Origin of the sequence: Pseudomonas sp. SIMBA_068, assembly GCF_046534705.1 — a bacterium.
Lineage (GTDB): Bacteria > Pseudomonadota > Gammaproteobacteria > Pseudomonadales > Pseudomonadaceae > Aquipseudomonas > Aquipseudomonas putida.
Map to the genome: position 1 here is coordinate 370774 of NZ_JAWRYI010000004.1, position 22385 is coordinate 393158.

The following is a 22385-nucleotide window of genomic DNA, read 5'->3' on the forward strand; positions in this document are numbered from 1 at the left end:
TCAAGAGGGCTTCATGGTCACTGTCAGGCTGCGCGGCTATTGGCGCGCAGTTTGCGGGCTTGCTGCAAGTACGCCTCCAGAGCCATCTGCTCCTGCGCGGTCAGCGACAGGCCCAGCTTGGTACGACGCCAGAGGATATCAGCGGCTTGCACGGCCCATTCTTCCTTCAGCAGGTAATCTACCTCGCGGGTGAACAGCCCGGCCCCGATAGCCTGTCCCAACCCCTCGGGCCCATCAATGCCATCGAGCAGCCGCCACACCCGGCTGCCGTAGGTGAGCACCCAGCGTTTGGCGATGTCGGCAGGCAGCCAGCCACAACGTGCCAGTACGGCATCGATCAGCGCCGGCACCGTGGTCATCCCCTCGGCGCCTGGCAGTGGCGCGTCGGCAGTCCAGCTGCCGCGCATCTGGGTAAAGAAGGGCTTCAGTTCAGCCATGGCCGATTCGGCCAGCTTGCGGTAGGTGGTGAGCTTGCCGCCGAACACTGACAGGAGCGGCGCCTGGCCTGTTTGTGCAGAGAGGGCGAGGGTGTAGTCGCGGGTCACTGCCGAAGGGTTGTCCGACTCATCGTTGCACAACGGCCGCACCCCGGAGTAGGTATGCAGGATGTCGGCTTGGCTCAGTTGATGGTTGAAGTGCTCGTTGACGACCTTCAGCAGGTAGTCGGTTTCCTGCTCAGTGATCGCTACCTTGGCAGGGTCGCCGCTGTACTCGCGGTCAGTGGTGCCTATCAGGGTGAAGCGGTCCAGGTAAGGGATGCAGAAGACGATGCGCTGGTCTTCGTTCTGCAGGATGAAGGCATGTTCCCCTTCGTACAGGCGCGGCACGATGAGGTGGCTGCCCTGGATCAGGCGGATGCCGTACGGCGCATCCAGCTTGAGGTCGTCCTTGATGAAGCTGGCGACCCACGGGCCAGCGGCGTTGACCAGTGCGCGGGCGCGAATGCTCTGCAGGCTGCCATCGGCATGCTGCAACTCGACCTGCCACAGGCCGTCCACGCGCTCTGCGCGCAGGCAGCGGGTGCGGGTGTGGATGTGCGCGCCGTGCTCACGGGCGGCCATGGCATTGAGCACCACCAGCCGCGCGTCGTCTACCGCGCAGTCGGCGTATTCGAAACCGCGCGTGATCGCTGGCTTTAGCGGGTAACCCGGGCCAAAGCGCAGGCTGCGCGAGGCACCCAGGCGCTTGCGTTTGCCCAGATGGTCATACAGGAACAGGCCGGCGCGGATCATCCACGCCGGGCGCAGGTGTGGGCGGTGCGGCAGCACGAAACGCATCGGTTTGACGATATGCGGCGCCTTGGCTAGCAGCACTTCGCGTTCGGCCAAGGCTTCGCGTACCAGACGGAATTCGTAGTGTTCAAGGTAGCGCAGGCCACCGTGAATCAGCTTGCTGCTGGCTGATGACGTGTGCTGGGCCAGGTCGTCCTTTTCGCAAAGGAATACTTTCAGACCCCGCCCGGCGGCGTCGGCAGCGATGCCCACGCCATTGATGCCACCGCCGATCACGGCGAGGTCATAGCAGTCGGCAAGTGGTGGCTGTGACGAAACGGGCTGGGACACGGGCAAGGCCTCCTGGGAGCTGTTCACATCGAAAGTGAACATTAATGTTCGTTTGCGAAAATACTAGCGCAACAGAACGCCCGTAGCCAGCCAGTCTTTATAGAAAAAACTGATCAGATGACAATAAAGTGAACATTTTCGAAAATTTCGGCTGGGCGGTCTGCATGCCACACAGGTTGCGGCAAGCACCCGCCACCCTCTAAACCACGTCGAGGCGGATCTTGTACTGGTTCAGCAACTGAGTGAGGGTGGGGGTAGGCGCCTGATCGGTCACCAGGCAGTCGACCAGGCTGATCGAGCCCAGGCGCACCATGGCGTTGCGCCCGAACTTGCTGGAGTCGGCGGCAAGGATCACCTGCCGGGCATTGGCGATGATCGCCTGGGATACCCGTACTTCCTGGTAGTCGAAGTCGAGCAGGCTGCCGTCCTCGTCGATGCCGCTGATACCCACCAAGGCGAAATCGACCTTGAACTGGTTGATGAAGTCGACACTGGCCTGGCCCACCACTCCACCATCCCGGCGCACCGTGCCACCGGCCACCAGCACTTCGAAATCGTCCTTGGCAGCCAGGATCGCCGCCACGTGCAAGTTGTTGGTGATGACCTTCAGGTGGTTGTGGTTGAGCAGTGCGCGGGCGATGGATTCGGTAGTGGTGCCGATGTTGATGAACACCGAGGCATGGTCGGGAATCTGCCGGGCCACGGCGTCAGCGATACGCTGCTTTTCATCGCGCATCTGGTCGGCACGCATGGCGTAGGCCGTATTCTCGATACTCGAGTCATAGGCCGCGCCACCGTGGTAGCGGCGAAGCAGGTTGAGCTCGGCAAGCTGGTTGATATCTCGACGGATGGTCTGCGGCGTCACGACGAACAGCTGCGCCATTTCTTCGATACTGACGTAACCGCGCTCGCGCACCAGTTCGAGGATTTGTTGTTGGCGGGGGGGCAGATTCATGGGCGGTCCTTTGGGGCAGCCGGACAAATTCTGCAATGATGCCGTAGGAAGGGGATGACGGCCAGTGGACGATTGGGGCCGCGTGGCGGCCCCAATGTGTTTTACGCCTCGTGCTCTTCCCAGTCACGGGTACGTTCGACGGCTTTCTTCCAGCCGGCATACAGCTTCTCTTTCTGCGTTTCATCCAGCTGCGGGCTGAACTCGCGCTCGATGATTGCCTTGTCGCGCAGTTCGTCCAGGCCGCTCCAGAAGCCGCAAGCCAGGCCGGCCAGGTAGGCGGCGCCCAGGGCTGTGGTTTCGCGCATTTGCGGGCGCTCCACGCACGTGCCGAGGATGTCGGCCTGGAACTGCATGAGGAAGTTGTTGGCCACTGCACCACCGTCCACACGCAATTCGGACAGGCGCTGGCCGCAGTCCTGCTGCATGGCATCGAGCACGTCGCGGGTCTGGTAGGCGATCGACTCCAGCGCGGCGCGGATGATGTGGTCCACCTTCACGCCACGGGTCAGGCCGAACAGCGCGCCACGGGCGTACGGGTCCCAGTACGGGGCACCCAGGCCGGTGAATGCCGGCACCAGATAGACGCCGTTGCTGTCCTTGACCTTGCTGGCGAAGTATTCGGTATCCAGGGCGTCGTTGACGATCTTCAGCTCGTCACGCAGCCATTGAACGGTGGAGCCACCGTTGAACACCGCGCCTTCCAGTGCATAGGCCACCTCGCCACGGGGGCCGCAGGCGATGGTGGTGAGCAGGCCATGGGACGATTTTACTGCCTGCTCGCCGGTGTTCATCAGCAGGAAGCAGCCGGTGCCGTAGGTGTTCTTGGCCTGGCCGGGTTCTACGCACATCTGGCCGAACAGTGCCGACTGTTGGTCACCTGCGATGCCAGCAATGGCAATGCCGCTTTTTGTCTGGCCGTACACTTCTGAAGAAGAACGAACCTCGGGCAGCATCTGCCGCGGGATGCCGAGGATTTCCAGCAGCTTGTCGTCCCACTCCAGGCTATGGATGTTGAACATCAGCGTGCGCGAGGCATTGGTGTAGTCGGTGACGTGCACCTTGCCGCCCGAGAACTTCCAGATCAGCCAGGTATCGATGGTGCCGAACAACAGTTCGCCACGTTCGGCGCGTTCGCGGACGCCCTCGACGTTGTCGAGGATCCACTTCAGCTTGGTGCCGGAGAAGTACGGGTCGGTGACCAGGCCGGTGGTGTCGCGAATGTAGTCTTCATGGCCGTCGCGCTTGAGCTGGGCGCAGATCTCGGTGCTGCGGCGGCACTGCCAGACGATGGCATTGTAAACCGGGCGGCCGGTTTCCTTGTCCCACACCACAGTGGTTTCGCGTTGGTTGGTGATGCCGATTGCGGCTACCTGGGCATGGCTGATGCCTGCCTGTGCCAAGGCCTCGACCATGGTCGCGCTCTGCGTGGCGAAGATTTCCATCGGGTCGTGCTCGACCCAGCCCGCCTGCGGATAGTGCTGGGCGAACTCGCGCTGGGAGGTGCCCACCACATTGGCGTCGCGGTCGAAAATGATGGCACGCGAACTGGTGGTGCCCTGGTCCAGGGCGATGATGTAGTTCTTGTCCTGGGTGTCTGTCATGGTCGTAGGCCTTGCGAGAATAGGAGGTCAGGGCTGGGCATGTAGCCGGCATCAATTGGCTTGAGTATCGCCCTGGCGATTGTCATTTGTCTCAGGGTTCGCGGCAGCTGCCATTGGCAGGTTGCGGGCAATCAGGCCGCGATAGGTCGCGGCACCCAGGCAAGCGCCAAGGATCGGTGCAAACACCGGAACCAGGAAATACGGTATGTCCCGTCCGCCAGTGAAGGCGATTTCGCCCCAACCGGCCAGGAAAGTCATGAGTTTTGGCCCGAAATCGCGAGCAGGGTTCATGGCAAAGCCGGTCAGCGGGCCCATGGCGCTGCCGATCACCGCGATCAGCAGGCCGATCAGCAGCGGGGCCATGGCGCCGCGCGGCAGGCCGTTGTTGTCGTCGGTCAGGGCCATGATCACGGCCATCAGGATAGCCGTGATGACGACTTCGACCAGGAACGCCTGGCCGGTGGACAGCGAGGGATGTGGGTAGGTGGAGAACACCGAGGCCAGCTCCAGGCTGGCTTCGCTACCGCGCAACATGGCGTGGGCCTGTTCGAAATCGAAGAACAGGTTGCTGTACAGGGTGTAGACCAGCGCCGCGCCGCAGAACGCGCCGCATACCTGGGCCAGCATGTAGAAGGGCAGCTTGCGCTTGTCGAAACCGGCGAACAGGGTGAGGGCGATGCTCACTGCCGGGTTCAGGTGCGCGCCGGAAATGCCGGCAGTGAGGTAGATCGCCATGCTCACGCCGACGCCCCAGATGATGCTGATTTCCCACAGGCCGAAGCTGGCGCCGGCGACCTTGAGCGCGGCAACACAGCCGGTGCCGAAGAAAATGAGCAGGGCTGTGCCGAGAAACTCGGCCAGGCATTGGCTGGACAGCGTGGGTTGGCGTAGAGCAGTCGTCATGTATGACCTCGTTTTTTTTGTTGTGAGGCGCGTGGCGCTCGACAGCAAAGCCCGGTGTCGATCCCCATTGACCCCGGGCAAATACAGGAAACGCACCTTAAAAGTGCGCCATTTGTTCAGAAGCGAAAAAATATAGACAAGAAACGCTGATGTCAAAGGTCGAAAGTGAACGACCAGTCACGAAATGGTCGCTAAAATTGGCTGCGAATCCGCGTACTAGAGGTGCGCCATTGCGGTGTGCTGGCTGCGCTGTGGGAATTGTCCTAAAGTAGCCGCCGAGCCGTCCCAGACCGGAGCCCTTGCATGACCCCCGCCTTAGACCTGTTGAAGAAGCATCGCGCCGAGCACCGTGTGCACAGTTATGAGCATGACCCCAAGTCGGCGTCCTACGGTCTGGAGGCGGCGGAAAAGCTCGGGCTCGACCCGCAGCAGGTGTTCAAGACCTTGCTGGCGAGCAGCGAGAAAGGGGAGTTGCTGGTGGCGGTGGTGCCGGTGGTGGGCACCCTGGACCTCAAGGCCCTGGCCCATGCTGCCGGGGTAAAGAAATGCGAAATGGCAGACCCGGCGGCGGCGCAGCGGGCTACGGGTTATCTGGTGGGGGGGATCAGCCCTTTGGGGCAGAAGAAGCGCTTGCGAACCTTCATTGATGAATCAGCGCAGAATTTTGCAACCATCCATGTCAGCGCTGGACGGCGTGGGCTGGAAGTGGAGTTGGCGGCGGCGGTGCTGGCCGAGCATACCCAGGGCAAGTTTGCCGGAATCGGCAGAGGCTGAGCCGGGCAAGCCCGCGAAGGGCCGCAAAGCGGCCCCAGGGATCAGCAATCAGGTCGCGGAACTGTACCGACGCACGCCATTCTCCTGCCGCGGCAACTGCGCCGCAACGCTACCCGGCACCGGGAACAGCACCAGGTGATCGGCTTTCACCGCAATCCCCACATCTTCACCGACCTGAAGGTCGTTATGGCTAGGGAAGATCGCTTCCAGCTGGCTGCCAGTCGGCAGTTGCAGGCGGTACAGGGTCGATGCCCCCAGGAAGCTCTTGCCAACGATGTTCGCCTGTAGCGCGCTGCCCGGTGCATACACGATATCGTCGGGCCGCAGCAGCACGTCCACCGAACTGCCCGGTGCCATGATGTAGGCACGGTTGCCGCGCAGTTCACCCAGCTCGGTATTGACGGCCTCGTGGCTGCTCATCTGCCCACGGATGAAGTACCCCTGGCCAATGAAGCTGGCCACGAACGGCGTCTGTGGTTCGTGGTAAAGGTTGTAGGGCGTGTCCCACTGCTCCAGGCGGCCTTCCTTGAACACACCGACCTGATCGCTGACGGCAAAGGCTTCTTCCTGGTCATGGGTAACCAGGATGGCGCTGGTGCCACGGCTCTTGAGAATATCGCGAACCTCATGGCTCAGGCGCCGGCGCAACTCCACGTCAAGGTTGGAGAATGGCTCGTCGAGCAGCAGCAACTGCGGCTCCGGCGCCAGCGCACGGGCCAGGGCGACCCGTTGCTGCTGGCCGCCAGACAATTCGTGCGGGTAACGCCCGCCCAAACCGCCAAGCTTGACCAGTTCGAGCATCTCTTCGATGACGGCGGCCTGGCGTGGGTGCTTGGCGATGCCAAAGGCAATGTTCTGCGCCACGGTCAGGTGCGGGAACAGCGCATAGTCCTGGAACACCATGCCGATGCGGCGCTTTTCCGGGGCCAGGGTGAAGCCGGCGCGGGAGATGACCTCGCCGGCCAGCTGGATCTCGCCTTCGTGTACCGGTTCGAAACCGGCAATGGCGCGCAGCGTGGTGGTTTTCCCGCAACCGGATGAACCCAGCAGGCAACCGATGTCGCCTGCGTTCAGGTGCAGATTGAGGTTCTGGACGATGCGCTGGTCGCCGTAGCCGCAGGCGAGGTTGCGCAGGTTGAGCAGTAGGGGTTGACTCATGCGTGGTGGTAAGCCGGTTCTACAAGGAATTCGAGAAGCGCCTTCTGTGCATGCAGGCGGTTTTCAGCCTCGTCCCAGGCGACCGAACGTGGGTCGTCGAGCAGGTCCTGGCTGATTTCCTCGCCACGGTGGGCGGGCAGGCAGTGCATGAAGAGGACATCGGGTGCCGCCAGGTCGAGCAGTTCGCGGGTGACCTGGTAAGGCGCGAAATGCGCCAGGCGCCGTGCAGTTTCCTCCTCCTGACCCATGGAAGTCCAGACATCGGTGACCACCAGGTGGGCATCACGCACGGCTTCCTTGGCATCGCGGATGATCTGCACGCGGTCACCGCCCAGCGCCATGAAGCGCTGATCCGGCTCGTAGCCTTCGGGGCAGGCGATGCGCAGCTGGAAATCGAACTGCCTGGCGGCCTCGATATAGGAGTTGCACATGTTGAAACCGTCGCCGATCCAGGTCACGGTCTTGCCCTGGATCGAGCCGCGGTGCTCGAGGAAGGTCTGCATGTCAGCCAGCAGTTGGCACGGGTGCGACTCGTCGGACAGGCCGTTGATCACCGGCACGCGCGATTTGGCGGCGAATTCGGTCAGCGTGCTGTGGGCGTGGGTACGAATCATTACCACATCGACCATGCTCGACAGCACGATGGCGCTGTCACCGATCGGCTCGCCACGGCCCAGCTGGGTGTCGCGTGGCGACAGGAAGATGGCCTGGCCGCCCAGCTGGATCATGCCAGCCTCGAACGACACGCGGGTACGGGTCGAGGATTTCTCGAAGATCATGCCCAGCACGCGGTTCTTCAGAGGCTCGAACAGCACGCCTCGTTTGCGCAGGTCCTTCAGCTCGATGCCGCGGCGGATCACCCCGAGCAATTCGTCGGTGGTGAAGTCCAGCAGGGAGAGAAAGTGCCTAGCGCTCATGATTGACTACCTTATCTGCAACGGTATGCAGGTCGACCGTATGGTTTTTTTTGACAACGGGATTGACCTGCGGCGTAAGCCGCACGGGGCGGACGAAAATAGGGAAAGGCGCAATACTATAAGTAAATGTCGCCTGAAGCCAAGGGGGAACAGCGGCCTGATTGCAAAGGGTGTTGCAAAGGGTGTCTTCACCCGTCGGCCTGTGCTGTTTTTTATTTGCTACACGAGGTTGTACAGGGCTTGCTGGCAATTTGGCAAATGGCTGTCGCAAATCGTGTGCCTGATGTCGGTGGATTCACGCGGCGAAGGGCGCTGGCCGGGGGCAGGGGGCGGGCGCATAGTCAGTGTTCGACAACAACAAGGCAGAGGCGGCCATGACCAAGACCCTGCATCACCGTGCCTGTCACCTGTGCGAAGCAATCTGCGGGCTGAACATCGAAGTCAGCCATGAAGACGACGGGCGGGCGCTAATCAGCTCGATCAAAGGCGACCCTCAGGACCCGTTCAGCCGTGGCCACGTCTGCCCCAAGGCCGTGGCCTTGCAGGACATCCAGAACGACCCTGACCGCCTGCGCCAGCCCCACAAGCGGGTAGGGGAGCGTTGGCAGGCCATCGGCTGGGACGAGGCCTTTGCTCTGGCCGCGGATAAGTTGTGGGCGGTCCAGCAGGCCCACGGGCGCAATGCCGTGGCGGTCTACCAGGGCAACCCAAGCGTGCACAACTACGGTTTGATGACCCACAGCAACTACTTCCTCGGCTTGCTCAAGACACGCAACCGTTTCTCGGCCACCTCGGTGGACCAGCTGCCACAACACCTGGTCAGCCACCTGATGTACGGCCATGGCCTGCTGCTGCCGATTCCGGATATCGACCACGCCGACTTCATGCTGATTCTTGGCGGCAACCCGCTGGCCTCCAACGGCAGCATCATGACCGTGCCCGATGTGGAAAAGCGCCTCAAGGCCCTGCTTGGCCGGGGCGGGCGCCTGGTGGTGGTGGACCCTCGGCGCAGCGAAACGGCGGCCATGGCCGATACCCACCTGTTTGTCCGTCCGGGTGGGGATGCAGCCTTGTTGTGCGGCATGCTCAACACCCTGTTCGAGGAGGGCCTGGCGCAAGGTTCGCACTTACCCATCAACGGCCTGCAGCAGGTGCGTGAGGCCCTTGCCCCCCTCAGCGCCGAAGCCATGAGCCCGCATTGCGGCATTGCCGCTACGCAGATCCGCCAGCTGGCACGGGACTTCGCTGCGGCAGAAAAGGCCGTGTGCTATGGCCGCATGGGCGTTTCCACCCAAACCTTCGGCACCCTCTGCCACTGGCTGGTGCAACTGATCAACCTGGTGACCGGCAACCTCGACCGTGAAGGCGGCGCTTTGTGTACCGAGCCCGCCGTCGACTTGGTGGCCACAACCTCGGGCGGCCATTTCAACGCCTGGCAGAGCCGGGTGTCGGGTTTGCCCGAGTACGGTGGCGAGCTGCCAGTGGCGGCCCTGGCCGAAGAGATGCTGACACCTGGCGAAGGGCAAGTACGCGCCTTGGTGACAGTGGCCGGCAACCCGGTGCTGTCCACGCCTAACGGTCGCCAGCTGGATGCGGCCCTGGAAGGCCTGGAATTCATGCTCAGCATCGACCTCTACATCAACGAAACCACTCGGCATGCCGACCTGATCCTGCCTTCCACCTCCTCGCTGGAAAACGACCACTACGACAGCACCTTCAACTTGCTGGCCGTGCGCAACGTCACCCGCTTCAACCGGGCGATCCTGGCCAAGCCTGACGGCGCGCTGCACGACTGGGAAATTTTCGTCGGCCTCGCCCAGGCGTTTGCCAGGCGTGCCGAGCTTGAGTTGAAACCGACCTGGGCACCTGCGCAGATGATCGATCTGGCCTTGCGCAAGGGGCGCTATGGTGAAGCAACGCCTTGGCGGCTGTCACTGGCAACGCTGGATGAGCACCCACACGGGCTTGACCTCGGGCCATTACGCAGCAACCTCGCTGCGCGCCTGGCGACTACCAGCAAGGCTGTCGAAGCGGCACACCAGGTGTTGCTGGACGACCTTCACCGCCTGACGCAACTGGCACCGCCCGTACCGGGTGAGCTGCTGCTGATCGGCCGCCGCCATGTGCGCAGCAACAACTCATGGATGCACAATTTCCACCGCCTGGTGAAAGGCAAGCCTCGCCATCATCTGTTGATGCACCCGCAAGACCTGCAACAGCGACAGTTGCAGGACGGCCAGCGGGTGCGTATCCGCTCCCGCACGGGTGATCTCGAAGTCGAGGTGCAAGCCTGCGAGGACATGATGCCCGGTGTGGTCAGCCTGCCCCATGGCTTCGGTCACGGTCGTCAGGGCGTGCACATGCAGATCGCCCAGGCGCAGCCCGGGGTGAGCGCCAATGACCTGACCGACGAGCGCTTGCGGGACCAGGTTTCCGGCAACGCTGCGCTCAATGGCGTACCCGTGCAGGTGGAGGCCGCGTAAGGAACAGCAAGGCCGAGCACGCTGCTCGGCTTTCCGTTACAATGCGCCACCGTGCCGACAACAGCGTCGCAAAGTTAAGCCGAGGTGCTACATGGATATCATCGAAACGATCAAAGAGCAGATTGCCAACAACACCATTCTGCTTTACATGAAAGGCTCGCCGAATGCCCCGCAATGCGGGTTCTCGGCCAAGGCATCGCAAGCAGTGATGGGTTGTGGCGAGAAGTTCGCCTACGTCGACATCCTGCAGAACCCGGAAATCCGTGCCAACCTGCCAAAATATGCCAACTGGCCGACCTTCCCGCAGCTGTGGGTAGCCGGTGAGCTGGTTGGCGGTAGCGACATCATGCTGGAAATGTTCGAGAAGGGTGAGTTGCAAACCCTGATCAAGGACGCTGCTGCCAAAGCCAAGGCTTCCGAAGCCTGAGCTTCCGGCAAGCATAAAAAAACCCGCTGATAGCGGGTTTTTTTATGCGGCGAATAATTATTCTTCGCCCATCTGCGACTGCAGGTAGTTTTCGATAGTGATCTTGTCGATCAGCCCCAGTTGGGTTTCCAGCCAGTCGATGTGCTCTTCCTCGGATTCGAGGATCTCTTCAAGCATGTCACGCGAGCCGAAGTCGCCAGCGGTTTCGCAATGGGCGATGGCTGCCTTCAGGTCGGCCAGGCCTTTCTTTTCAAGCTTCAGGTCGCACTCGAGCATTTCCTTGGTGTGCTCGCCGATCAGCAGCTTGCCCAGGTCCTGAACGTTAGGGATGCCTTCGAGGAAGAGAATACGCTTGATCAGTTTGTCAGCGTGCTTCATCTCGTCGATGGATTCCTTGTACTCGTGCTTGCCGAGCTTGTTCAGGCCCCAATCTTCGTACATGCGTGCGTGCAGGAAGTACTGGTTGATCGCGACCAGCTCGTTTCCGAGGATCTTGTTGAGATGCTGGATGACGCTTACGTCGCCTTTCATTACGGGTTCCTGCCCTGTAGAAGTGTGCCAATACAGTGAAGTTTGAGCCCGATACTTAGTAGTGTCAAACCTAAGTTGTTGAATAATAAGTGAAAATTAATAGGAATAAGAATGTTTGTGAACCGCGTTGGAGCGCTAACTTATTGAATTCAAGGCATAAAAAACCGGACACAGGGTCCGGTTCATTGAATTCTGGGGTTTCAGGCCGCGGTAAATTCCACGGGATAGGGCAGGGCTGCCTGGCTGACCTGAAGCTCGGTCAGGGTCTCACGGACCACTTCCTTGGCCAGGCAGGCGCATTTGCCACACTGGCTTGCGACATTGGTCGCGGCTCGCACTTCCTTGTAACTGCAGCATCCTTCATAGATCGCATCGCGGATCTGTCCGTCGGTGACGCCGACACAAAGACACACATACATAAGGGCTGACCATCGCGGGTTGAGTCGATGGATTGGAGCTTAATGTTAATGAGAATGCTTGTCAAAGTGCTTTCTGAAAAGGCTGTGCTTGAGCGACCGGTGGTTGCCTGCCTGATGGATTCGGCCTGTCATCAGAAGCCGTGTATGATGGTCGGCCTTTGTTGGATGTCGGGCAAGCCCGTCTGGCCCGGCAAACGGTTTTTCACCCTCATCAGGAGATTACAATGAGCGTACTCGTTGGTAAGAAAGCCCCCGATTTCACCGTTCCAGCCGTGCTGGGCAATGGCGAGATCGTCGACAGCTTCAACCTGGCTTCGGCCATCAAGGGCAAGTACGGCCTGGTGTTCTTCTACCCGCTGGACTTCACCTTCGTCTGCCCGTCCGAGCTGATCGCCCTGGACAACCGCATCCCGGACTTCCAGGCGCGCAACGTCGAAGTGATCGGCGTGTCGATCGACTCGCACTTCACCCACAACGCCTGGCGTAACACCCCGGTCAACAACGGCGGCATCGGTCAGGTGAAGTACACCCTGGCTGCCGACATGACCCACGAAATCTGCAAAGCCTACGACGTAGAGTCCGAAGGCGGCGTGGCCTTCCGTGGCGCCTTCCTGATCGACACCAACGGTGTTGTCCGCTCGCAGATCATCAACGACCTGCCACTGGGCCGTAACATGGACGAGCTGCTGCGCCTGGTTGACGCCCTGCAGTTCCACGAAGAGCACGGCGAAGTCTGCCCTGCCAACTGGAAAAAAGGCGACAAAGGCATGAACGCTTCGCCAGAAGGCGTCGCAGCCTACCTGAGCGAGAACGCTGGCAAGCTGTAATTGCCGCTCGCATAAAAAAACCGGCCTTCGTGGCCGGTTTTTTTGTGCCTGGACTACAGGGCTTTCAGTGCCTGTCCTGGCTCTTTCGCGGCACAAGGCCGCTCCTGCGGGAGTACGCATACCCTGGAGGAGCGGCCTTGTGCCGCGAAAGGGCCGCAACGCGGCCCCCGGACTCAACTCAATCGTTGAAGTCGCGCCAGCCGCCCATCTCTTTCCAGCGGTTGACGATGCCGCAGAACAGCTCGGCCGTCTTCTCGGTGTCGTACCGCGCCGAGTGCGCCTCACGCCCGTCGAAGTCGATGTCCGCGCTCTGGCAGGCACGCGCCAGCACGGTCTGGCCATACGCCAGGCCCGCGAGGGTAGCGGTGTCGAAGCTCGAAAACGGGTGGAACGGGTTGCGCTTCAGGTCGTTGCGCGCCACCGCCGCATTGAGGAAGCCCAGGTCGAAGCTGCTGTTGTGGCCGACCAGGATCGCCCGCTTGCAGCCATTGGCCTTGAGTGCCTTGCGTACGCCGCGGAAGATGTCGGTCAGCGCGCTTTCCTCGCTGACGGCCATGCGCAGCGGGTGGTCCAGCTTGATGCCGGTAAACTCCAGCGCGGCGGCTTCGATGTTGGCGCCCTCGAACGGCTCTACCCGGTGGAAGTAGGTGTGCTCGGGGAACAGGAAGCCTTTCTCGTCCATGCCGATAGTGACGGCGGCAATTTCCAGCAGGGCATCGGTGGCGCTGTTGAAACCACCTGTCTCCACATCCACCACTACCGGCAGGTAGCCGCGGAAGCGCTCGGCCATCGGGTGGCGCGAACCGCTGCTGCCTTGGGTGTCCATGTCGTCTTCGTAGAGTTCTTCGCTCACGCGTTTTCCTCCAGCAGGCGCCAGCGCAGTTTTTCACCGGCGCGCAGCGGGATTACGGTCTGCTCGCCAAATGGCAGGCTGTCCGGGGCGGTCCATTCTTCACGCACCAGGGTAATGGTGTCGGTGTTCGCCGGCAGGCCGTAGAAGGCCGGGCCGTGCAGGCTGGCAAAGCCTTCCAGCTTGTCCAGCGCGTTACGCTGCTCGAACGCTTCGGCGTACATTTCGATGGCCGCGTAGGCGGTGTAGCAACCGGCGCACCCGCAGGCGGCTTCCTTGGCGTGACGAGCGTGCGGTGCCGAGTCGGTGCCCAGGAAGAACTTCGGGTTACCGCTGGTGGCCGCGTCCAGCAGCGCCACCTGGTGGGTGTTGCGCTTGAGGATCGGCAGGCAGTAGAAGTGCGGGCGAATGCCGCCAACCAGCATGTGGTTGCGGTTGTACAGCAGGTGCTGCGCGGTGATGGTCGCGCCGACGTTGGCCGAAGCCTCGGTAACGAACTGCGCGGCATCGCCGGTGGTGATGTGTTCGAACACCACTTTCAGCGTCGGGAAGCGCTCGACCAGACGACGCATGTGCTCGTCGATGAAGCGCTTCTCGCGGTCGAAGACGTCGATCTCGCTACGGGTCACTTCGCCATGCACCAGCAGCGGCATGCCAACTTCCGCCAGCGCCTCGATGGCCGGGAAGATGTTGTCGATGCTGGTCACGCCCGAATCGGAGTTGGTGGTAGCGCCGGCCGGGTACAGTTTGGCGGCGTACACGATGCCGCTGGCCTTGGCCTCGCGGATGTCGTCGGCGCTGGTGCGGTCGGTGAGGTACAGCACCATCAGCGGCTCGAAGCGGCTGCCGGCAGGGCGGGCGGCCAGGATGCGCTCACGATAGGCGCCGGCCTCGTCGGCATTACGCACCGGAGGAACCAGGTTAGGCATGATGATGGCACGGGCAAAAGTGCGCGCCACGTCGCCAACGGTGTGGGGCAGGACGGCACCATCGCGCAGATGGATGTGCCAGTCGTCGGGGCGCAGGAGGGTCAGGCGATCGGACATTGGGGATTCCAGGCGGGTCGAACTCAAGCCCCAATGCTACCGGAAAACCCTGGGGCGAGCACGGCTATCAAGTTTTCCGGCAGGCGTCCGATAGCCTGCAGGTAAGCCGTCAGAATTAGTGGAGCCGCCCGTGCGCCAGCGTTACCTAACCCTGTTGACCCTGTTCGCCAGCCTGCCGGCCGGCGCACTGACTTTCCAGACGCGCATGGAGAACATTGCCTGGAAGGTCGAGGGTGACCAGTTCGAGTGCCGTCTTATCCAGCCAATAGAAGGTTTTGGCAGCGGCGAGTTCGTGCGTCGGGCAGGTGAACAACCTGTGTTCCAGCTTCGTTCGGACAGCAACGTACTGGGTGCAGGTACGGCCAGCCTGCTGGCGGCGGCGGCGCCGTGGCAGCCTGGGCGGGGTGATATCAACCTGGGCATTGTGCGCATGGCCCGCACCGGAGTGCTGTTCAGTTCCTCCCAAGGCCAGGCCAGCCGCCTGATCAACGGCTTGCTCGACGGGCGCAGCACAGTGGTGCGCAACTACACCGGTGAGGCCGGCAGGCCGATGGAAGTGCGCGTGCTGCCGGTCAGCTTTGCCAAGGCCTACAGCGACTACCAGGTTTGTGCCAGCAAGCTGCTGCCTATGAATTACGATCAGGTGCGCCAGACCCAAGTGGGCTTCCCGGGTGGCGGCACCGATCTGGACGCGTCGGCGCGTGCACGGCTGGATGTGATCCTGGATTACATGAAAGCCGACCCGACGGTAAACCACATCGAGCTGAACGGCCACTCCGACAACAGTGGCAACCGCCTGACCAATCGTGACCTGTCGCGCCGTCGCGCGCTGGCGGTGGCTGACTACTTCAAGGCCCATGGCTTGGCTGAAGACCAGATCACGGTGCGCTTCCATGGCGAGCAGTACCCGTTGGTGAAGAACAACAGCGCTGCCAACCGGGCGCGCAATCGCCGGGTGAATATCGAGCTGGATCGGGTTTCGGTGGTTGAGAAACCTGTGGAAAAACCGGCTGAGCCAGCGGCGCCTGCCGCCCCGGCCCCAGCCCCAGCCAACCCGGCTGCTGCCGCGCCGGGGGCGAAGGTGCCCTGAGATCGGTGTGGCTCCAGGTGTTTGCCACGACATTTCCAGCGCCTGTGAGATCGAGCGCCGCCCGCGCGGCGCTTCGCAGCACGAGGCTGCTCCTACATCTGTTTCGGGCCAGTTATTCCTGAAGTTGCAGCGCTGCGCCTTGGCGTCCACGTCGATATCGTGCCAGGCGAACAAGGCGTTCGCGTGCTCAGGCACAGGCGTGACTGGCCGGAAACAACTGCAGGAGCAGCCTTGTGCTGCGAAGCGCCGCGCGGGCGGCGCTCGATCTCACAGGCGCTAGAGATGGTCATGCATACACCCGTCGCCCTTCCGACAGTTCCTGTCGCTTTGTCGTCAGAAGCTGTCGCCCCACTGTAAATTTATCCGCAAGGTCGTTAGAATCGATCCCTTTCCGTACAACCCCGTGGAGTGATGGCATGGCGGACGTAAAAAAGGTCGTACTGGCGTATTCCGGCGGCCTTGATACTTCGGTGATTCTCAAGTGGCTGCAGGATACCTACAACTGCGAAGTGGTGACCTTCACCGCTGACCTGGGTCAGGGCGAAGAGGTCGAGCCGGCCCGTGCCAAGGCCCAGGCAATGGGTGTTAAAGAGATCTACATCGACGACCTGCGCGAAGAATTCGTGCGTGATTTCGTGTTCCCGATGTTCCGCGCCAACACCGTATACGAAGGCGAGTACCTGCTGGGTACTTCCATCGCCCGCCCGCTGATCGCCAAGCGTCTGATCGAAATCGCCAACGAAACCGGCGCTGACGCCATTTCCCATGGCGCCACCGGCAAAGGCAACGACCAGGTGCGTTTCGAGCTGGGTGCCTACGCCCTGAAACCAGGCGTCAAGGTCATCGCCCCGTGGCGTGAGTGGGACCTGCTGTCCCGCGAAAAACTGATGGACTACGCCGAAAAGCACGGCATCCCGATCGAGCGCCACGGCAAGAAGAAGTCGCCGTACTCGATGGACGCCAACCTGCTGCACATCTCCTACGAAGGCGGTGTCCTGGAAGATACCTGGACCGAGCACGAAGAAGACATGTGGCGCTGGAGCGTCTCGCCTGAGAACGCCCCGGACCAGGCGACCTACATCGAGCTCACCTACCGTAACGGTGACATCGTTGCGATTGATGGCGTCGAGAAGACTCCGGCCACCGTCCTGGCCGACCTGAACCGTATCGGCGGTGCCAACGGCATCGGCCGCCTGGACATCGTCGAGAACCGTTACGTCGGCATGAAGTCGCGTGGCTGCTACGAGACCCCAGGCGGCACCATCATGCTCAAGGCCCACCGTGCCATCGAGTCGATCACCCTGGACCGCGAAGTCGCTCACCTGAAAGATGAGCTGATGCCGAAGTACGCCAGCCTGATCTACACCGGCTACTGGTGGAGCCCGGAGCGTCTGATGCTGCAACAGATGATCGACGCTTCGCAGGTCAACGTGAATGGCGTGGTACGCCTGAAGCTGTACAAAGGCAACGTGATCGTGGTCGGCCGCCAGTCGGACGACTCGCTGTTCGATGCCAACATCGCGACCTTCGAGGAAGATGGCGGCGCCTACAACCAGGCAGACGCGGCCGGCTTCATCAAGCTGAACGCACTGCGCATGCGCATTGCTGCCAACAAGGGCCGTTCGCTGCTCTGATTGCTGGCACGTCTCGTAGAAACCCCGGCTCAGGCCGGGGTTTTTTTCTGGCTGCAGAAACGTCCGGGCTTTTAGCGCTCGTCGTTCACGACGTTGCCCTCGAGTGCGCTGATCGACAGCTGCGCACATTGCCGCCTGTCCAGATTGCAAAAGCGCCAGGTACGCGCTGGTACGGGGGGGTGGGCTAGTGCAGACAGGAGTTGCTGTTCCATCATGCGGTTGGCGTCGGGGCCGGAAAACATGAACGTGACTGGCTCGCCCTTGGTCGCTTCGTGGGGACTGTTGGTCATGGCAGGAGTGGCCACGTTGTTGGGGATCGGCATGTTGTCATCCGTCGTTCTGCCGGGCGATGGGCTGTAGAACGACTTGTAGTTGAAATTGAGCGTCAGGAAGAACAGTGCTGTGAGAAAAAACGGGAAGCCCACCAGAAACCAGGTGTAGAGTTTTTGGCTGGACTCGCTGAGAAACGGCAGTGTCGCGAGCGCGGAGGCTTCGATGATCCCCGCGAAGATGGCAATGATCGTCAGCGGGGCGACAGGTTGTGCTTGGGTCATTTGGGCCGTCTCCAGCGGTTTTGCCCATCTATACCTGACCGTTGAACTCAACTAAAGACTGGACTGGTTTCCGGGTGAGAACTAATCGCCGAATAGCCTGGTTGCCTTGATTTTTCAGCGTGTTTGAGTTGGATATTTCTTCAAGTGGGCGTCAGGTTTTCAACTGGTGCGAAATTGCGGGCGGGTGATACCGTCAGTTTGGTGATAAAGAATTTAGTTATTACAACTGCAGTAATTATTTGTAGGAAATTTCCGTAAGTTCTGTAAGTTTCATCTGCTCATCAGTTTCGCTGGGAATTCGCCGCGCCATCGGACGCCCTGTCGGTTATCGTGGCGTGCCAAAGCAAAAACAATGAATCAATGGATATCGCATGAATAAAGTGCTTATCGTGGATGATCATCCGGTCATACGCCTGGCCGTGCGCATGCTGATGGAGCGGCATGGGTATGACGTGGTGGCGGAAACCGACAACGGGGTGGCTGCACTGCAACTCACACGGCAACACCTGCCGGATATCGTGGTACTGGATATTGGCATCCCCAGGCTTGATGGCCTGGAGGTGATCGCGCGCATGGCAACGTTCAGCCCGGGGAGCAAAGTCCTGGTACTGACGTCGCAGGCCCCCGGCAACTTCTCGATGCGCTGCATGCAGGCGGGGGCATCGGGTTACGTGTGCAAGCAGCAGGAACTCACCGAATTGCTCAGCGCCATCAAGGCCGTGTTGTCAGGGTATAGCTACTTCCCCAACCAGGCCTTGCATGCGTCGCGTGGCAGGGGAGGGGGGAGCGAGACGGATATGGTCAACCGTCTTTCAGCGCGCGAGATGACCGTGTTGCAGCAGTTGGCGCGGGGGCGCTCGAACAAGGAAATTGCCGACAGCATGTTCCTCAGCAACAAAACGGTCAGTACCTACAAATCCCGGCTGTTGCTCAAGCTCAATGCGCGGTCGCTGGTTGACCTCATCGAACTGGCGCAGCGGCAAGGTCTTAACTGACTGCCAGGCCGCAAAGCCTCCCGTCAGGAGGCTTTGCCAGGGCTCCCGAGCAGCGCTACAGGTCGTAGTCGAAATCGGCCAGTTGCTTTTGCAGGCGCCGTTCTTCCAGCATGTTGTCGATGGTGCGGCGTTTGCTCAGGTTGGTCTTTGCGCTTTCCACCTGGGGTTCCGCTTCATCCTCTGTGGCAACAAAATCATCTTCGATCGACAGGTCGTCTTTATCGGTGCTCATGAGTCGCTCCAAGCCAAGGGGCCATTGGCCGTCCTTATAACCAGAAAGCAGACGCTGGTAAAAAAGATTTTTTCAATCGCCGCGAGTGGTTTTGAGCTATCGGCTCAATCGTCACTGGTCTTGTGCTTGTATTCGCACAAGTCTTCGATCCGGCAACTGCCACACCTTGGCTTGCGGGCCTGGCACACATAGCGCCCATGCAGGATCAACCAGTGATGGGCGTCGAGCAGGTAATCCTTTGGCACGAACTTGACCAGTTTCTTCTCCACCTCCAGCACCGTCTTGCCTGGCGCGATGCCCGTGCGGTTGCTGACCCGGAATATATGGGTATCCACCGCCATGGTCGGCTGGCGAAAGGCAGTGTTAAGCACCACGTTGGCGGTCTTGCGGCCCACGCCGGGCAGTGCCTCCAACGCTTCGCGGGTTTGCGGCACCTCGCTGCCGTGCTGCTCTATCAGCATCCGGCAGGCTTCGATGACGTTTTTGGCCTTGCTGTTGTAAAGGCCGATGGTCTTGATGTATTCGCTCAGGCCTTCAACGCCCAGGGCATGGATGGCCTCGGGGGTGTTGGCGACGGGGAACAGGCGGGCGGTGGCCTTGTTGACGCCGACGTCAGTGGATTGCGCAGACAACGTCACGGCGACCAGCAGTTCGAACGGGGTGGTGTAGGCCAGTTCTGTCTTGGGGTCGGGGTTGTCTTCGTGCAGCCTGCGAAAGATCTCCAGGCGTTTGGCGGCATTCATGAAATCAGAGCTTTCCTTGACGACGTGGGTGGGCAGGGCCCGGACGCAGGCGATTGTACAAGGCCAGCAGCAGTCCGAGCAGTAGCAGCGCGCCGGGGGCCAGGCTGGCCAGGTGCAGGCCGGTCAGCTCAGCCAGCCTTTGGCGGCTGGCGCCTAGCAGCAGGCAGATGCCAAGCACAGCGCCAAGGTGCCTGACGAGCAGGCGCCAGCGGCCCTGATCAGGCAACAGGTGGTCGTAAGCCAGGCATGGCAGGCAAAGCAGCGCTGGATAGTGGCCCAGGGCTATGGCCAGTGGCAGCAGCCACGCACGCATGGCCAGTTGCAGGCAGCTTGCCAGGGCGGCCAACAGCAACAGGCTCGCCAGCACGTACGCCCAGTTGGCCAGCCGCTGGCGCAAGGGTGCCAGCAACACCTGGTGCAGGCTAACCATCACGATCGCGCACACGCCGATGGCGGCGCCCTCGCGCAGCGTTACGGTGGCACCGAGCATGGGCACAAGGCTTGCTGCCAGCCAGTAGGCGCTATTCATGCGGGGTGACCTCCAGCAGCGTGCTGCGCTGCTCATCGAAGTAGCTCAGGGCCTCCTGTAGTGCCGTGATCACGGCCCGTGAGGTCACGGTTGCGCCGGCCAGTTGGTCAAAGTCGCCTTGGTCCCGCTTCAGCGCCCAGTGGTCGCCCAACTGACGGTTGTCAAACTGCTCCAGCCAGTGCACCTGTGGGTCTCCCAGGCGTGCGCCCAACCCCGGGCTTTCCTGTTGCTCGACCACTTGGCTACCGATCAGCCGGCCGTCGGCGGCGATGGCGATGCTCAGCACGATCGGCCCGACATAACCTTGGGCCTGGGTGATCAGGATGATTGCGGTGGGCTCGCCGGCTCGGGTGGCCCGGTAAGCTGCCAGGATCCGGCTGTTTGGCCGCTGGGCGGCGGGCCTTGGCAGGGGGCTGTCCAGTGGCTGGTTGTCGTAACTGCCTTCAGGCAGCACCGCCAGCCGCTGGCGGCTTTGCAGTTGCTTCTCGGCGCTGACGATGGCGGTACTGGTCCAATGTCGCCAGGTCAGCGTGGCAGACACAGCCAGTGCCCCGGTCAGCAGCAGCAGGCCTGCGTCACGCGCAAGGCGGTTCATCGGGGGGCCTGCTGGCGTTGCAGGGCCAGGCGCTCAAGGCTCGGTGCCATGAGGTTCATCAGCAAGATGGCGAATGCCGTGCCATCCGGGTAGTTGCCCCAGGTGCGAATCAGGTAGATCAGCAGCCCGGCTCCCAGGCCGAAGCACAACCTGGCCCATTCATTCCTGGGGCCGGAGACGGGCTCGGTGGCAATGAAGAACGCCGCCAGCATGGTTGACCCAGAGAACAGGTGCAGCAAGGGTGAGCCGTTGGAGTCCGACCCCGAACCGTTCCAGCCCAACAGGCTGAACACGAATAGCCCTGCCAGCAAGCCCGCAGGCGCGTGCCAGCTGATCACCTTGCGCTGCAGCAGGAACAGGCCGCCAAGCAGGAACGCCAGGTTGGCCCATTCACTGCCCCTGCCGCCAATACTACCGAAGCCCGGATGACTGGCGAACAGCTCGTCAATGGTCAGGCTGCGATTGTGGCGCAGGCCGTCGAGCAGCGTAGGCCGAGCCCAGCCATCAATGTGCTGACCACCTGTAAACACCTGCTGCAGGCTTTCCAGCAGGCCAGGTGCAGGCCCTGGCCAATGGTTCATCTGCAACGGGAAGCTCAGCAATACGAAGGCATAACCTACCATGGCCGGGTTGAACAGGTTGCGCCCGACACCGCCAAACGCTTGCTTGCCGATGCCGATGGCAACGCTGGTGGCAACCACAGGTAACCACCAAGGGGTGAGGGTGGGCAGGGCGCACGCCAGCAAGATGGCTGTCACCAGTGCGCTGCCATCGCTCAGCGCCGGCTTCGGCGGTTGCCCGCGCATTGCAAGCAGCAGGGTTTCGCACAGTATGGCGGCACTGGCGCAGAGCAACAGGTTTACCAGCAAACCCCAGCCGTGCAGCCACAGCAGTGTCAGCAGGCCAGGTATGCAGGCCAGCAAGACCAGGCCCATGCTGGTGCGTAGTCGCGGGTCGGGGCTGGTGTTCATTGTGCAAACAACCCATTGAAGCCGGAAAATGCCATGGCCATTACCCCGGCACCGATCAATTCGATAGGCAGGCCGCGCAGCACGCCGGGGATATCGGCATGGGCACTGCGCTGGCGCAGGTCAGTGAACAAGACCAGCGCCAGCCAGAAGCCACCACCGGCCAGCAAGGCTTGCAGCAGAATGGCGGGCCACGTGCTGTCGTCGCTGGCCTGCTGTAGCGCCAGCCCAAGCGCTACGGCATTGCTCAAGAGTAGGCCTGGCAACCCCGTCACGGGCCAGGTCGGGCGCCATTTGGCCAGCAGCCACGGCACACCCCATGCCAGCAATGCCAGCCAGGGCAATAGCACGAACAGGGCAAGGTCTTGGATGTGCAACGGGGCAAGCACCCCTCGCACCAGCAACTGGGCACCGATCACGCCCAGCGCAATGCACAGCGCGCAGGCCAGGCCGTGCACATGCAAGTGCAGCCTGGGGGCTGACGGTTTTAGCAGGCACAGGTGATTGACCAGCGCCGCGCTGATCAGGACCAGGATGTAGTCGCTCATGAGATGACGATAGCCGGGAATCAGGGTGGTTGTCCGGCAAGCAA

Annotated in this window: 24 protein-coding genes; 7 read left to right on the forward strand and 17 right to left on the reverse strand. The window is 61.6% G+C overall.

The annotated features are described in order from the left end of the window. Positions 1 to 23: 23 nt before the first annotated feature. From glpD to SB756_RS13320, 4 genes are all read right to left on the reverse strand, one after another. Positions 24 to 1562 carry a glycerol-3-phosphate dehydrogenase gene (glpD, locus tag SB756_RS13305; RefSeq protein WP_410910949.1) on the reverse strand — a complete coding sequence of 513 codons (1539 nt, stop codon included), beginning with the start codon at positions 1560 to 1562 and terminating at the stop codon, positions 24 to 26. A 199-nt stretch (positions 1563 to 1761) separates the two neighbouring features. Continuing rightward, positions 1762 to 2517 carry a DNA-binding transcriptional repressor GlpR gene (glpR, locus tag SB756_RS13310; protein WP_016498205.1) on the reverse strand — a complete coding sequence of 252 codons (756 nt, stop codon included), beginning with the start codon at positions 2515 to 2517 and terminating at the stop codon, positions 1762 to 1764. Between the two features lie 101 nt (positions 2518 to 2618). Beyond that, positions 2619 to 4118, reverse strand: a complete 1500-nt coding sequence (gene glpK / locus SB756_RS13315; protein ID WP_341796625.1) for a glycerol kinase GlpK — start codon at positions 4116 to 4118, stop codon at positions 2619 to 2621. Between the two features lie 51 nt (positions 4119 to 4169). Beyond that, the gene (locus tag SB756_RS13320) at positions 4170 to 5021 is read right to left on the reverse strand and encodes an MIP/aquaporin family protein (protein WP_016498207.1); all 852 of its coding nucleotides are present in this window, start codon (positions 5019 to 5021) and stop codon (positions 4170 to 4172) included. Positions 5022 to 5324: 303 nt separating this feature from the next. On the opposite strand from SB756_RS13320, the gene ybaK reads away from it, so the two are divergent. Then, positions 5325 to 5795: a Cys-tRNA(Pro) deacylase gene (gene ybaK, locus SB756_RS13325; RefSeq protein WP_012273891.1), complete on the forward strand. Its 471-nt coding sequence runs from the start codon at positions 5325 to 5327 to the stop codon at positions 5793 to 5795. 48 nt (positions 5796 to 5843) lie between these two features. Here the strand turns inward: ybaK and SB756_RS13330 are convergent, their stop codons facing one another. Together SB756_RS13330 and argF are read right to left on the reverse strand one after the other, a co-directional pair. After that, positions 5844 to 6953, reverse strand: a complete 1110-nt coding sequence (locus SB756_RS13330; protein ID WP_016498208.1) for an ABC transporter ATP-binding protein — start codon at positions 6951 to 6953, stop codon at positions 5844 to 5846. Then, the gene (gene argF, locus SB756_RS13335) at positions 6950 to 7870 is read right to left on the reverse strand and encodes an ornithine carbamoyltransferase (protein WP_016498209.1); all 921 of its coding nucleotides are present in this window, start codon (positions 7868 to 7870) and stop codon (positions 6950 to 6952) included. The genes SB756_RS13330 and argF overlap by 4 nt, the downstream gene beginning before the upstream one ends. 374 nt (positions 7871 to 8244) lie before the next feature. Between argF and SB756_RS13340 the strand changes: the two genes are divergently transcribed. Continuing rightward, entirely contained in the window at positions 8245 to 10353 is a 2109-nt protein-coding gene (locus SB756_RS13340) for a molybdopterin-dependent oxidoreductase (protein WP_410910950.1), read from the forward strand. A gap of 91 nt (positions 10354 to 10444) precedes the next feature. Further along, positions 10445 to 10780, forward strand: a complete 336-nt coding sequence (gene grxD, locus SB756_RS13345) for a Grx4 family monothiol glutaredoxin (protein ID WP_016498211.1) — start codon at positions 10445 to 10447, stop codon at positions 10778 to 10780. A 57-nt stretch (positions 10781 to 10837) separates the two neighbouring features. Here grxD and bfr read toward each other — a convergent pair whose 3' ends face one another. Both bfr and SB756_RS13355 read right to left on the reverse strand, forming a co-directional pair. Further along, positions 10838 to 11311, reverse strand: a complete 474-nt coding sequence (gene bfr / locus SB756_RS13350; protein WP_016498212.1) for a bacterioferritin — start codon at positions 11309 to 11311, stop codon at positions 10838 to 10840. 200 nt (positions 11312 to 11511) lie between these two features. Beyond that, a complete protein-coding gene (locus tag SB756_RS13355) occupies positions 11512 to 11730 on the reverse strand; it encodes a bacterioferritin-associated ferredoxin (protein ID WP_016488781.1) in 219 nt (72 codons plus the stop codon). Between the two features lie 224 nt (positions 11731 to 11954). Between SB756_RS13355 and SB756_RS13360 the strand changes: the two genes are divergently transcribed. Then, on the forward strand, positions 11955 to 12557 hold the full coding sequence (locus SB756_RS13360) for a peroxiredoxin (RefSeq protein ID WP_012273884.1): 603 nt from the start codon (positions 11955 to 11957) through the stop codon (positions 12555 to 12557). Between the two features lie 178 nt (positions 12558 to 12735). Here SB756_RS13360 and rnt read toward each other — a convergent pair whose 3' ends face one another. Then, on the reverse strand, positions 12736 to 13383 hold the full coding sequence (gene rnt, locus SB756_RS13365) for a ribonuclease T (protein ID WP_217435874.1): 648 nt from the start codon (positions 13381 to 13383) through the stop codon (positions 12736 to 12738). Positions 13384 to 13406: 23 nt separating this feature from the next. Further along, positions 13407 to 14453: a dihydroorotase gene (gene pyrC, locus SB756_RS13370; protein WP_341796623.1), complete on the reverse strand. Its 1047-nt coding sequence runs from the start codon at positions 14451 to 14453 to the stop codon at positions 13407 to 13409. Between the two features lie 130 nt (positions 14454 to 14583). Between pyrC and SB756_RS13375 the strand changes: the two genes are divergently transcribed. Both SB756_RS13375 and SB756_RS13380 read left to right on the forward strand, forming a co-directional pair. Next, a complete protein-coding gene (locus tag SB756_RS13375) occupies positions 14584 to 15543 on the forward strand; it encodes a flagellar protein MotY (protein ID WP_410910951.1) in 960 nt (319 codons plus the stop codon). 416 nt (positions 15544 to 15959) lie between these two features. Next, positions 15960 to 17177: an argininosuccinate synthase gene (locus SB756_RS13380; RefSeq protein ID WP_341796621.1), complete on the forward strand. Its 1218-nt coding sequence runs from the start codon at positions 15960 to 15962 to the stop codon at positions 17175 to 17177. A 71-nt stretch (positions 17178 to 17248) separates the two neighbouring features. Here the strand turns inward: SB756_RS13380 and SB756_RS13385 are convergent, their stop codons facing one another. Beyond that, positions 17249 to 17731, reverse strand: coding sequence for a hypothetical protein (locus SB756_RS13385; RefSeq protein ID WP_341796620.1), 483 nt, complete (start codon positions 17729 to 17731; stop codon positions 17249 to 17251). Positions 17732 to 18102: 371 nt separating this feature from the next. Here SB756_RS13385 and SB756_RS13390 point away from each other — a divergent pair, with 371 nt between their 5' ends. Next, positions 18103 to 18726, forward strand: a complete 624-nt coding sequence (locus SB756_RS13390; protein ID WP_016488774.1) for a response regulator transcription factor — start codon at positions 18103 to 18105, stop codon at positions 18724 to 18726. A gap of 55 nt (positions 18727 to 18781) precedes the next feature. Here SB756_RS13390 and SB756_RS13395 read toward each other — a convergent pair whose 3' ends face one another. The 6 genes from SB756_RS13395 to SB756_RS13420 form a co-directional block, all read right to left on the reverse strand. Then, positions 18782 to 18958 (reverse strand): PA3496 family putative envelope integrity protein, encoded by a 177-nt coding sequence (locus SB756_RS13395; RefSeq protein WP_016498218.1) that lies wholly within the window; start codon positions 18956 to 18958, stop codon positions 18782 to 18784. A 104-nt stretch (positions 18959 to 19062) separates the two neighbouring features. Further along, on the reverse strand, positions 19063 to 19701 hold the full coding sequence (gene nth, locus SB756_RS13400; protein ID WP_016498219.1) for an endonuclease III: 639 nt from the start codon (positions 19699 to 19701) through the stop codon (positions 19063 to 19065). 4 nt (positions 19702 to 19705) lie between these two features. Next, the gene (locus SB756_RS13405; protein ID WP_410910952.1) at positions 19706 to 20230 is read right to left on the reverse strand and encodes an Rnf-Nqr domain containing protein; all 525 of its coding nucleotides are present in this window, start codon (positions 20228 to 20230) and stop codon (positions 19706 to 19708) included. Further along, entirely contained in the window at positions 20223 to 20825 is a 603-nt protein-coding gene (locus tag SB756_RS13410) for an RnfABCDGE type electron transport complex subunit G (RefSeq protein ID WP_410910953.1), read from the reverse strand. Before SB756_RS13410 ends, SB756_RS13405 begins: the two co-directional genes overlap by 8 nt. Beyond that, positions 20822 to 21796, reverse strand: coding sequence for an RnfABCDGE type electron transport complex subunit D (locus tag SB756_RS13415; protein WP_410910954.1), 975 nt, complete (start codon positions 21794 to 21796; stop codon positions 20822 to 20824). Before SB756_RS13415 ends, SB756_RS13410 begins: the two co-directional genes overlap by 4 nt. Then, the gene (locus SB756_RS13420) at positions 21793 to 22341 is read right to left on the reverse strand and encodes an Rnf-Nqr domain containing protein (RefSeq protein ID WP_341796617.1); all 549 of its coding nucleotides are present in this window, start codon (positions 22339 to 22341) and stop codon (positions 21793 to 21795) included. Before SB756_RS13420 ends, SB756_RS13415 begins: the two co-directional genes overlap by 4 nt. Between the last annotated feature and the right edge of the window lie 44 nt (positions 22342 to 22385).